This is a genomic window from Streptomyces sp. MMCC 100 (assembly GCF_041538145.2).
Lineage (GTDB): Bacteria > Actinomycetota > Actinomycetes > Streptomycetales > Streptomycetaceae > Streptomyces.
Genome location: NZ_JBGORK020000001.1, coordinates 5,190,189 through 5,202,490, shown reverse-complemented (window position 1 = coordinate 5,202,490; position 12,302 = coordinate 5,190,189). Strand labels below are relative to the sequence as shown.

The following is a 12,302-nucleotide window of genomic DNA, read 5'->3' as shown; positions in this document are numbered from 1 at the left end:
ACACCATGAGGCAGCCACACGCCACCCACGTCACCCCCGGCACCCAGGACGCGGATGGCGCCCCCTCCGGGCACACCGGACAGGACCAGGGCACCACCCCCGCCCACGTCCCGCCCGCCGACCTGCGCGCAGCCCTCGCCACCCGGCTCGGCCCAGCCGCCCGCGCCTGGCTGGACCAGGCCCTCGACGAGGCCGCCGCCCACCCCGGCACCCACGGCCCCATCTCGGTGTGGGAGCTGCGCCTCGCCGAGGCAGGCCGCCGCTGCGGGCCCGCCCACGCCGACGCCGCCCGCGTCCTCGTGCTGCACGCCGCCCGCGCCGACACCGACGCCCTGACCCGGGTCTACACCCAGGGCACCGCCGACGAACGCCGCGCCGCCCTGCACGCCCTGCCCCACCTGGTGCCGGGACCGGACGCCCTGCCGCTCGTCGAGGATGCCCTGCGCACCAACGACACCCGGCTCGTCGCCGCTGCCCTCGGCCCGTACGCCGCCCGGCACCTCGACGCGCACCAGTGGCGGCACGCCGTACTGAAGTGCCTGTTCACCGGTGTCCCCGTCGACAGCGTGGCGGACCTCGCCCGCCGGGCCCGAGGGGACGACGAACTCGCCCGGATGCTCGCCGACTACGCCGCCGAACGCACCGCCGCGGACCGCACCGTCCCCGAAGACCTGCACCGCGTCCTGGCCCTGACCGAGTCCGGACGCCCCGCGCCCGGCACGGCCGACCCCCACGGCAAGGAGTCCTGATGCGCATCTTCGACCCCCACATCCACATGACCTCCCGGACCACCGACGACTACGAGGCCATGCACGCCGCCGGCGTCCGCGCCGTCGTCGAACCCTCCTTCTGGCTGGGCCAGCCCCGCACTTCCCCCGACTCCTTCCGTGACTACTTCGACGCCCTGCTCGGCTGGGAACCCTTCCGCGCCGCCCAGTACGGCATCGCCCACCACTGCACGATCGCCCTCAACCCCAAGGAGGCGAACGACCCCCGGTGCCTGCCCGTCCTCGACGAACTGCCCCGCTATCTCGTCAAGGACCGCGTGGTGGCGGTCGGTGAGATCGGCTACGACTCGATGACGCCCGCCGAGGACACCGCCCTGGCCACGCAGCTCCAGCTCGCCGCCGACCACGGTCTGCCCGCCCTCGTGCACACCCCGCACCGCGACAAGCTCGCCGGCCTGCGCCGCACCCTCGACGTGGTCCGCGAGTCCGCCCTGCCCACGGAGCGGGTGCTGGTCGACCACCTCAACGAGACCACCGTCAAGGAGGCCAAGGACAGCGGCGCCTGGCTCGGCTTCTCCGTCTATCCGGACACCAAGATGGACGAGACCCGGATGGTCGCCCTGCTGCGCGAGTACGGCCCGGACCAGGTCCTGGTGAACTCCGCCGCCGACTGGGGCAGGAGCGACCCGCTCAAGACCCGCAAGGTCGGCGACCTGATGCTCGCCGAGGGCTTCACCGAGGACGACGTGGACCGGGTGCTGTGGCGCAACCCCGTCGCCTTCTACGGGCTCAGCGGGCGGCTGGAACTCGACGTGGCCCCGGGCGAGGCCACGCACGAGGGCAACTCCATCCTGCGCGGCGGGGAGTGAGCCATGCGCTTCCGGCACCCCGACGGCTCCACCGTCCACCTCGCCTACTGCACCAACGTCCACCCCGCCGAGACTCTCGACGGTGTCCTCGCCCAGCTCCGCGACCACTGCGAGCCGGTCCGCAAACGCCTGGGCCGCGACCGGCTCGGCATCGGGCTGTGGCTCGCCCGCGACGCAGCCCATGCCCTGGTCACCGACCCCGCCGCGCTGCGCGGCCTGCGCACCGAGCTCGACCGGCGCGGCCTGGAGGTCGTCACCCTCAACGGCTTCCCCTACGAGGGGTTCGGCGCGGAGGAGGTCAAGTACCGCGTCTACAAGCCGGACTGGGCCGACCCCGAACGCCTCGACCACACCACCTCCCTCGCCCGGCTGCTCGCCGGACTGCTGCCCGACGACGTCACGGACGGCACCATCTCCACCCTGCCCCTCGCCTGGCGCACCGCCTACGACGAGACCCGTGCCGACAAGGCCCGCGCCGCCCTGGTCACGCTCGCCGAACGCCTCGACGCCCTCCACGAACTGACCGGCCGCTCCATCCGCATCGGCCTGGAACCGGAACCCGGCTGCGTCGTCGAGACCACCCACGACGCCATCGCACCGCTGACCACGATCGCCCACGAACGCATCGGCGTCTGCGTCGACACCTGCCACCTCGCCACCTCCTTCGAAGACCCGGACACCGCTCTGGACGCCCTCACGGCCGCCCGCGTACCCGTCGTCAAGTCCCAGCTGTCCGCCGCCCTGCACGCCGAACACCCCGCCGATCCCGCGGTCCGCGAGGCGCTCGCCGCCTTCGCCGAGCCGCGCTTCCTGCACCAGACCCGCACCACCACACCGTCCGGCGGCCGGCAGGGCACCGACGACCTCGACGAAGCCCTCGCGGACGGCGGCCCGCTGCCCGCCACCGCGCCCTGGCGCGCCCACTTCCACGTCCCCCTGCACGCGGCCCCCGCCGCGCCCCTCACCTCCACTCTCCCCGTGCTCAAGGCCGCGCTGACCCGGCTCGTCGGCGGCCCGCACCCCGTCACCCGCCATCTGGAGGTCGAGACCTACACCTGGCAGGCCCTCCCGCCCGAGCTGCGGCCCCGCGCCCGCGCCCAGCTCACCGACGGCATCGCCGCCGAGCTGACCCTCGCCCGCGACCTGTTGACGGACCTCGGCCTGAAGGAACTGCCATGACCGGACCGACCCACCCCGACGGATCACTCCACCCCGACGGATCACCTCACCCCGACGCACCGACCCCCCTCCTCGTCCTGGACGTCGTCGGCCTCACCCCCCGTCTCCTCGACCACATGCCCCGCCTCAAGCAGCTCGGCCAGTCCGGGTCCCGCGCGCCGCTCGGCACCGTCCTGCCCGCCGTCACCTGCGCCGCCCAGTCCACCTTCCTGACCGGCACCCACCCTTCCGAGCACGGCATCGTCGGCAACGGCTGGTACTTCCGCGAACTCGGCGACGTCCTGCTCTGGCGCCAGCACAACGGACTCGTCGCCGGCGACAAACTCTGGGACGCCGCCCGCCGTGCCCACCCCGGTTACACCGTCGCCAACATCTGCTGGTGGTACGCCATGGGCGCCGACACCGACATCACCGTCACCCCCCGTCCCGTCTACTACGCCGACGGCCGCAAGGAACCCGACTGCTACACCCGGCCCCCGGCCCTGCACGACGAACTCACCGACAAACTGGGCACCTTCCCTCTCTTCCACTTCTGGGGACCCGGCGCGGACCTGGTCTCCAGCCAGTGGATCATCGACGCCACCCGGCACATCATGGCCACCCGGCACCCCGACCTGACGCTCTGTTACCTCCCTCACCTCGACTACGACCTGCAGCGCTTCGGCCCCGACGACCCGCGCTCCCTGAAGGCCGCCGCCGACCTGGACGCGGCCCTGGCTCCGCTGCTCGACGACGCCCGCGCCGAGGGCCGCACCGTCGTCGCGCTCTCCGAGTACGGCATCACCCCGGTCAGCCGGCCCGTGGACATCAACCGCGCCCTGCGCCGCGCCGGACTCCTCGAGGTGCACACCCAGGACGGCATGGAGTACCTCGACCCGATGGCCTCCCGCGCCTTCGCGGTCGCCGACCACCAGATCGCCCACGTGTACGTCCGCCGACCGGAGGACCTCGACGCGACCCGTGCCGCCCTGGACGGGCTGCCCGGCATCGAGCAACTCCTCGACGACGAGGGCAAGAAGGCCCAGCACCTCGACCATCCGCGCGCCGGCGAACTCGTCGCCGTGGCGGAGCCGGACGCCTGGTTCACGTACTACTACTGGCTCGACGACGACCGCGCGCCCGACTTCGCGCAGCTCGTCGAGATCCACCGCAAACCCGGCTACGACCCGGTCGAGCTGTTCATGGATCCGCTCGACCCCTACGTCAAGGTCAAGGCGGCCGGTGCCCTGGCCCGCAAGAAGCTCGGCATGCGCTACCGCATGGCGGTCGTGCCCCTGGACCCCTCACCTGTTCGAGGCAGCCACGGCCGCCTCCCCGCGAGCGACGACGACGGTCCGCTCCTCATCTGCTCCACCCCCCGCGCTGTCGGAGACCGCGTCGCGGCCACCGACGTGAAACAACTCCTGCTCCGGCTGGCCGGACTCGGCTGACGCACCCTTCGGTACGCCCGCCGAAATCCGACTACTGAGAGTGAAACACACGGCACTGACAACGGCCCGCCCGAGCCGCATCGGCGCAGGCCACGACCCAGAAGGCAGGCACCGTGACCCCGTTCACCGACCCCTCCCGCACCGATGCCGGCACCGACCCGGCCGCCGACGGACCCGGCGAGAGCCTGCGCCGCACCCTCGGCGTGAACCGGCGCCGCTTCCTCAGCACCTGCACCGCCGTGGCGGCCGGCGCCGTGGCGGCCCCCGTCTTCGGCGCCTCCCCGGCCCTCGCCCACGGCCGGGACAGAGACCACGACCACGACCACGGCCGCGGGCAGATCCTCGTCCCGGCGGACAAGCGCGGCATCATCCTCTACACCGTCCGTGACGCCACCGCCCGCGACCCCCTCGCCTCCGACCTGCCCTCGGGCTTCCGCGAGGTCTTCAAGCAGCTGGCCCGCCACGGCTACCGCCAGGTCGAGTTCGCCGGATACAACCAGCACGCCAACGCGCCGGGCGGCGCGAGCCTGGAGTCCGTCGAGGGCGCCCGGCTGCTGCGCTCCTGGCTCGACGACTACGGTCTGCGCGCCCAGGGCAACCACGGCTTCATCCCGTCCTCCTGGCCGCTGACCACGGAGGACAAGGACACCTTCAAGAAGCACCTGGAGATCGCCAACATCCTCGGCATGGACCACATGGGCACCGGCGGCGACCCCACCGGCAGCTCCTACCGCGCGGACTGGGACGTGGCCGCCGACAAGTGGAACGCCCTCGGCGCCATCGCCCACCGGGAGGGCATCAAGCTCTACACCCACAACCACGACAGCGCCTACGGCTTCCTGCTCGACGGCGGGCCGCTGGACGACCAGGGCCGGCCGACCCGCAGTTCGGGCATCAGGAAGCTGGAGTACTTCCTGAAGGTCACCGACCCGAGGGTCGTCTGGCTGGAGATGGACATCTTCTGGGCGCACGTCGCCCAGTACAAGTTCCACGAGTACACCGCCCACGACGGCTCCACCAGGAAGAACGTCTTCGACCCGGCCGGACTGGTCGTCCGCAACAACCGGCGTTACCCGCTGTTCCACGCCAAGGACGGCGTCGTCGACACCACCAACGGCCAGGGCTACGACATGGTGCCCTTCGGGACGGGCGTCATCGATTACACGACGTTCTTCTCCAGGGTCGGGCTGCGGAACTACCACCACCCGATGGTCGAGGACGACAACTCCCCGAGCGCCACCGACCCCGCGCAGTCGCTGCGGGAGGCCAAGATCAGCTACGACAACATGGCGGCCCTGCGCAAGCGGCGCCGCTGACCCGGAACACGGACCGGGCGGCCCCTTCCGCATGCTGCGGGAGGGGCCGCCCGGTCCGTGCCGAGGACGCTGCGCCCGGTCAGCCCTCCCCGAGCGGCTGGGGATTGGGCGTGATGTGCTTGTCCTTCGGGCGTCCCGGCGGCCGCAGGGACAGCGCCACGAATCCGGCGAAGAACGAGATGCAGCCCGCCAGGATGTAGGCGCCGTTGTAGCCCCAGACACCGACGACCACGGAACCCATGCCCGCGCCCAGGCCGGAGACGAGCTTGGAGCTGTAGACCATCCCGTAGTTGGTGGCGTTGTTGTTCTCACCGAAGTAGTCCGCCGTCAGCGCCGCGAACATCGGGAAGATGGCACCGCCGCCGAAACCGGAGATGGCGGAGAAGATCAGGAACAGCGGCAGGTTCTTGATCTCCGCCGACAGGATGATGCCGAACTGGGCGAGGCCCAGGATCGCGCACACGTAGAGCAGGCACTGCTTGCGGCCGTACAGGTCGGAGAGCCAGCCGATGACGCCGCGTCCGGTGCCGTTGACGATCGCCTTCAGCGACATGGCGGTGGCAACGATCCCGGCCGCGAAGCCCGCCTCCTCGCCGATGTCGACCTGGAAGGCGATACCGAAGATGTTCACGCCGGAGGTGCAGGCGAGGCAGAACCACATCAGCGCCACCCGGCCGGTCTTCCAGGCCTCCAACGGGGAGTACTGCTTGACGGCCGGGGGGTTCTTCTCCAGCGAACGCCGGGCACGGGGGTCGTCCGGCGGGTTCAACGGGTCGACGGCGGCCGGCCACCAGTTCTTCGGCGGGTCCCGGAAGTAGAACCCGGCGAGCGCCACCGTCGCGGCGAGGAAGACACCCGCCGCGACGAGCACCCAGCGGAAGTTGGAGCCGTCCATGTAGCCGTGGAAGATGAAGACGAACGGCACCGAGCCGTAGGCGAAACCGCCGTTGACGAAGCCGGTCTTCCCGCCCCTGCGCTCCGGGTACCACTTGCCGACCATGTTGACGCAGGTCGCGTACACCATGCCGGCGCCCATTCCGCTGAACACGCCGAACCCGATGAAGGCGAGGGCGACGTGCGGCGCGAACGCCAGCGACAGGTAGCCGAGCAGCGTGCCGACCGAACCCAGCATCATCGCCCAACGCGCGGGCAGTTTGCCGCTCTCACGCAGCCGCCCCGCCGGAAAGGCGACAGCGGCCTGGCAGAACACCCAGGCGGTCATCATCCAGTAGATGCTGCCGCTGGACCAGTGGTGGGCCTCATGGAGCGTGTCCTCGGCGGACGCGAACGCGTACTCGGCGGAGGAGATGCCCATCATGCCGATCCAGGGCAGGATCACCATCCACTTGCGCTTGCGCCCCATGATGTCGATGTCGGACTCGCCCACGCGATAGACGCGTCCGTTCCTGTCGGTCACCTCCCGGTAGCCGACGACCCGTGTGACATCGGTGGTTGTCATGTCGTTTGCACCCCTAGCGTCGAAAGTTCTGGCCAGCGCCCCCTGTCCAATGCCTTCCGTGCGCGCGCGGGTCCCGGGCCGGCCGACGCGCACCCGTCGGCCGGCCCTCGCCGTCTCACGTCATGAACCGCCCCCCAGCAATCCCGCGGCCCGTGCCCACCGGTACTTGGCGCCCAGCACGGCCACCGGCTTCTCGGTCGTGTACGGGTACGCCACGACGCCGCGCTCGAAGAGGTACTGGCACGCCTCCTCGACCTCGACGTCCCCCGCGAGGGAGGCCACCACGGGCTTCTCGACGCCGCGCTCACGGAACTCGGCCACCACGCGCGCGGTGAGTTCGGCGAACACCATGGGAGGCGTGACGATGGTGTGCCAGTAGCCGAGGACGAGCGCGTGGATGCGCGGGTCCTCCAGGCCGAGCCGGATCGTCGCCTCGTACGTCGACGGCGGCTCGCCCCCGGTGATGTCCACCGGGTTGCCCGCCGCGCCGAACGGCGGGATGAAGGCGCGGAAGGCCGTGTCCAGGTCGGGCGGTATCTCCATCAGCGACAGCCCGTTGTCCGTCACCGCGTCGGACAGCAGCACCCCGCTGCCGCCGGCCCCGGTGATGACGACCACGTTGTCGCCCCGGGGAGCGGGAAGCACCGGCAACGCGCGCGCGTACTCCAGCATCTCGTTCAGCCCCGGCGCCCGGATGACGCCCGCCTGCCGCAGGATGTCGTCGTACACGGCGTCGTCCCCGGCGAGCGCCCCGGTGTGCGATCCGGCGGCCTTGGCGCCCGCCGCCGTACGCCCCGCCTTGAGTACGACGACCGGCTTCTTCGGCACGGTCGCCCGAGCGGCCTCGACGAAGGCGCGGCCGTCCTTGAGATCCTCCAGGTGCATGGCGATGCACTCGGTGTGCGGGTCCTCGCCGAACCAGGTCAGCAGGTCGTCCTCGTCCAGGTCCGACTTGTTGCCGAGGCCCACGATCGCCGACACGCCGGTCTTCGTCGTCCGCGCGAAGCCCAGGATGGCCATCCCGATGCCGCCCGACTGCGAGGTCAGCGCGACGCCGCCCTTGACGTCGTACGGTGTGCAGAACGTGGCGCACAGGTCCTGCCAGGTCGAGTAGTAGCCGTAGATGTTCGGACCGAGCAGCCGGATGCCGTGCCGTTCGGCGACCGCCACGATCTCGTCCTGGAGCGCCTGCTCACCGGTCTCGGCGAAGCCGGAGGGGATGAGCACCGCGTTGGGGATCCCCTTGCGCCCCACCTCCTCCAGAGCAGCCGCCACGAACCGCGCGGGGATCGCGAAGACCGCCACATCCACCTCACCGGGAACGTCGGTGACACTCTTGTACGCCTTCCGGCCCAAGATGTCATCGGCCTTGGGGTTCACCGGGTGGATCTCGCCCGCGAAACCGCCGTCGACGAGGTTGCGCATCACCGAGTTGCCGATCTTCCCCGGCTCGCCCGACGCGCCGATCACCGCGACCGACGAGGGCTGCATCAGACGGCGCATCGAGGTGAGGATCTCCTCGCGCGTGTACCGGCGCCGTTCCTTCGGTGCGTCGGTCGCCAGGATCACCCGGATGTCGGCGGCGACCGCACCCTCGGGCGTGGCGATCACCGGATTGAGGTCCACCTCGGCGATCTCCGGGAAGTCGGCGACCAGTTCGGAGACCCGGCGGATCTGCTCGGCCACCGCCCACCGGTCCACCCCGGCCTGCCCGCGCACCCCGCGCAGCACCTCGGCCGCCCGGATCGAGTCCAGCATGGACAGCGCCTCGTCGGCGTCCAAGGGCGCCAGCCGGAAGGTGACGTCCTTCAGCACCTCGACCAGCACCCCGCCGAGCCCGAACGCCACCACCTTCCCGAACGTCGGATCGGTGACCGCCCCGACGATGACCTCCTGCCCCTGCGGCAGCAGCTCCTGGATCTGCACGCCCTCGATCCGCGCGGAGGCGTCGTACGCGCGCGCGTTGTCGACGATCCGGCAGAACGTCGCCCGCACGTCCGCCGCGCCCTCCACCCCGACGACCACACCGCCGGCGTCGGTCTTGTGCAGGATGTCCGGCGAGACGATCTTCATCACCACCGGCCCGCCGAACCGCGCCGCACATGCCACCGCTTCGTCGACGTCCCGCGCCAGCTCCTCACCCGGTACGGAGATCCCGTAGGCGTCGGCGAGCACCTTGCCCTCGGGGGCGGTGAGCGCGGTGCGCCCCTCGGCCCGGACGGCGTCCAGGAGCCCGCGCACCCGTGCGCGACGGTCCTCGGCCATCACGTCAGATCACCCCGTTCGACTTGAGCAGCCGCAGTTCCTCGTCGCCGAGGCCCAGCTCGCCGACGTAGACCTCTTCGTTGTGTTCGCCCAGCAGCGGCGAACTGGTCACCCGCACGGGGGAGTCCGAGAGCTTGAGCGGGCTGCCCACGGTCACGAACTCGCCGCGCTCGGGGTGCGGGACGGTGACGACCATCTCGTTGGCGACCAGCGAGTCGTCCTCGATGATCTCCTTCGTGGACAGGATCGGCCCGCACGGGATGTTGTGGGCGTTGAGCCGCTCCAGCACCTCCCACTTGGGCAGGGTGGACGACCACTCCTCGATCAGCTGGAACATCTTGTTCAGCTTCGGGAGCCTGGCCTGCGGGGTCGCCCACTCGGGGTCGTCGGCCAGCTCGGGCCGGCCGATCAGCTCACTGAGCGGCCGCCAGCCGACCGGCTGGACGATGACGTACACGTAGTCGTTGGGACCGCCCGGCGCGCACTTGACCGCCCAGCCCGGCTGGCCGCCGCCGGACGCGTTGCCGGACCTGGGAACCTCGTCGCCGAAGTCCTCGTTGGGATATTCGGCGAGTGGACCATGGCTCAGGCGCTGCTGGTCGCGCAGCTTCACCCGGCAGAGGTTGAGCACCGCGTGCTGCATGGCCACGTTCACCCGCTGACCACGTCCGGTGTGCTCCCGCTGGTAGAGGGCGGCGAGGATGCCCGCCACGACGTGGACGCCCGTGCCCGAGTCCCCGATCTGGGCCCCCGTCGCCAGCGGCGGCCCGTCCTCGAAACCGGTGGTGGACATCGATCCGCCCATGGCCTGCGCGACGACCTCGTACGCCTTGAACGCGGTGTACGGGCCCTCGCCGAACCCCTTGATGGAGGCGTAGACGATCCGTGGATTGATCTCCTTGATGCGGTCCCAGGTGAACCCCATCCGGTCGACCGCGCCCGGGCCGAAGTTCTCGACCATCACGTCCGAGCGCCGGATCAGCTCGGTGAGGATCTCCTTGCCGCGGTCGGTCTTGGTGTTGAGGGTGATGCTCCGCTTGTTGCAGTTGAGCATCGTGAAGTAGAGGGAGTCGACGTCCGGCAGATCGCGCAGCTGTCCCCGCGTGATGTCGCCGGTCGGCGCCTCCAGCTTCACGACGTCGGCGCCGAGCCAGGCGAGCAGCTGGGTCGCCGACGGGCCGGACTGCACATGCGTCATGTCCAGGACGCGGATGCCCTCAAGAGCCTTCGCTGACGTTCCCGTCGTGCCAGTCATGGGGGTCACCTCACTTGTACATCGTCTGGTTCATGGTTCCTGGGGCGTACGCGTCCGGGTCCACCCAGACGTTGATCAGGGACGGCTTGCCGGACTCGCGGGCCCGGCGCAGCGCGGGGCCGATGTCGGCGGGGTCGCGGACCTCCTCGCCGTGGCCGCCCAGCATCCGGGCGAACTGGTCGTAGGGCACGTCGCCGAGCGTGTTGCCGACCCGCTCGCGCTCCTTGCCGTACTTGACGGCCTGGCCGTAGCGGATCTGGTTCATCGAGGAGTTGTTGCCGACGATGCCGACGAAGGGGAGGTCGTAGCGGACCAGGGTCTCGAAGTCCCAGCCGGTGAGCGAGAAGGCGCCGTCGCCGAAGAGCGCGACGACCTCCTTGTCGGGCCGCGCCTGCTTGGCGGCCAGCACGAAGGGGACACCGACGCCGAGCGTGCCGAGCGGTCCCGGGTCCATCCAGTGGCCCGGTGACTTGGGCTGGACGACCTGTCCGGAGAAGGTGACGATGTCGCCGCCGTCGCCGATGTAGATCGAGTCCTCGGTGAGGAAGTCGTTGATCTCGCTGACCAGCCGGTACGGGTGGATGGGGGAGGCGTCCGACCTGAGCTGCGGCAGCCGCTTGTCCAGCGCCGTCTGTTCGGCCGCGCGCAGTTCGTCCAGCCACTCCTTGCGCTTGGACGCGCCGCCGTTGAGCCGGCCGGACGCGGCCTCGGTCACCGACTTCAGCACGAGCCCCGCGTCGCCGACGATGCCGAGGTCGATGTCGCGGTTCTTGCCGACGGTGCGGTAGTCGAGGTCGATCTGCACGACGGTCGCGTCGGGGGAGAGCCGCTTGCCGTAGCCCATGCGGAAGTCGAAGGGCGTGCCGACGATCACGATGACATCGGCGTTGGAGAAGGCGTAGCGGCGCGAGAGCTGGAAGTGGTGCGGGTCCCCGGGCGGCAGGGTGCCGCGGCCGGCGCCGTTCATGTACGCCGGGACGTTCAGCGTGCGGACCAGTTCGACGGCCGCCTCGGTCGCGCGGGTCGTCCAGACCTGGCTGCCGAGCAGGATGGCCGGCTTCTCGGCGTGCACCAGCAGGTCGGCGAGCTTCTCGACGGCCTCCGGGTCCCCGGCCGACCGTGTGGAGGCACGGTACGCCCCGGCCTGCGGGACCCGCGCCTTCTCCGTCGGCACCTTGGCGTCCAGCACGTCGCGCGGGATCTCCAGGAAGGACGGTCCCGGCGCGCCGTGGTAGCACTCGCGGAATGCCATCGACACCATGTCGGCGGCGCGCGCCGTGTCCGGCACGGTCGCGGCGAACTTGGTGATCGGCGTCATCATGTCGACGTGCGGCAGGTCCTGCAGGGACCCCATCTTGTGCTGGGTGTGCGCGCCCTGACCGCCGATCAGCAGCATGGGCGACTCGGCGCGGAAGGCGTTGGCGACCCCGGTGACGGCGTCGGTGGTGCCCGGTCCCGCGGTGACCACCGCGCAGCCGGGCTTGCCGGTGAGACGGGCGTATCCGTCGGCGGCGTGTGCGGCGACCTGCTCGTGGCGTACGTCGACGACCTCGATGCCCTCGTCGACGCAGCCGTCGTAGATATCGATGATGTGGCCGCCGCACAGGGTGTAGATGCGGTCGACCCCCTCGGCCTTGAGTGCCTTGGCAACGAGGTGGCCGCCGGAGATGACGTCCTGGGTGTCGTCGGGCATGGCGAAGTCCTGTCCCTTCACGAGGGGTCGGGGCGCTCTCGCGGTACATTGCATACAGTCGACGAATACTGTATGAAACTTGTTATCCCGCATCCGGTGGGTGGTGTC

Annotated in this window: 9 protein-coding genes; 5 read left to right on the top strand and 4 right to left on the bottom strand. The window is 70.7% G+C overall.

Going from position 1 to position 12,302, the window contains the following annotated elements:
• Window positions 1-5 precede the first annotated feature (5 nt).
• The 5 genes from ABS735_RS24230 (at window position 6) to ABS735_RS24210 (ending at window position 5,522) form a co-directional block, all read left to right on the top strand.
• Entirely contained in the window at window positions 6-749 is a 744-nt protein-coding gene (locus tag ABS735_RS24230; RefSeq protein WP_373900458.1) for an EboA domain-containing protein, read from the top strand.
• Window positions 749-1,597: a TatD family hydrolase gene (locus ABS735_RS24225; RefSeq protein WP_373900459.1), complete on the top strand. Its 849-nt coding sequence runs from the start codon at window positions 749-751 to the stop codon at window positions 1,595-1,597. Before ABS735_RS24230 ends, ABS735_RS24225 begins: the two co-directional genes overlap by 1 nt.
• Before the next feature lie 3 nt (window positions 1,598-1,600).
• On the top strand, window positions 1,601-2,776 hold the full coding sequence (gene eboE / locus ABS735_RS24220) for a metabolite traffic protein EboE (RefSeq protein WP_373900460.1): 1,176 nt from the start codon (window positions 1,601-1,603) through the stop codon (window positions 2,774-2,776).
• Window positions 2,773-4,206: an alkaline phosphatase family protein gene (locus tag ABS735_RS24215; RefSeq protein WP_373900461.1), complete on the top strand. Its 1,434-nt coding sequence runs from the start codon at window positions 2,773-2,775 to the stop codon at window positions 4,204-4,206. Before eboE ends, ABS735_RS24215 begins: the two co-directional genes overlap by 4 nt.
• Window positions 4,207-4,319: 113 nt before the next feature.
• Window positions 4,320-5,522, top strand: a complete 1,203-nt coding sequence (locus ABS735_RS24210; RefSeq protein ID WP_373900463.1) for a sugar phosphate isomerase/epimerase family protein — start codon at window positions 4,320-4,322, stop codon at window positions 5,520-5,522.
• Between the two features lie 79 nt (window positions 5,523-5,601).
• Here ABS735_RS24210 and ABS735_RS24205 read toward each other — a convergent pair whose 3' ends face one another.
• The 4 genes from ABS735_RS24205 to ABS735_RS24190 form a co-directional block, all read right to left on the bottom strand.
• Window positions 5,602-6,981, bottom strand: a complete 1,380-nt coding sequence (locus tag ABS735_RS24205; protein WP_373900464.1) for an OFA family MFS transporter — start codon at window positions 6,979-6,981, stop codon at window positions 5,602-5,604.
• A 120-nt stretch (window positions 6,982-7,101) separates the two neighbouring features.
• On the bottom strand, window positions 7,102-9,246 hold the full coding sequence (locus ABS735_RS24200) for an acetate--CoA ligase family protein (protein WP_373900465.1): 2,145 nt from the start codon (window positions 9,244-9,246) through the stop codon (window positions 7,102-7,104).
• Window positions 9,247-9,250: 4 nt separating this feature from the next.
• Window positions 9,251-10,501, bottom strand: coding sequence for a formyl-CoA transferase (gene frc / locus ABS735_RS24195; RefSeq protein ID WP_373900466.1), 1,251 nt, complete (start codon window positions 10,499-10,501; stop codon window positions 9,251-9,253).
• Between the two features lie 10 nt (window positions 10,502-10,511).
• Window positions 10,512-12,194: a thiamine pyrophosphate-binding protein gene (locus ABS735_RS24190; RefSeq protein WP_373900467.1), complete on the bottom strand. Its 1,683-nt coding sequence runs from the start codon at window positions 12,192-12,194 to the stop codon at window positions 10,512-10,514.
• Between the last annotated feature and the right edge of the window lie 108 nt (window positions 12,195-12,302).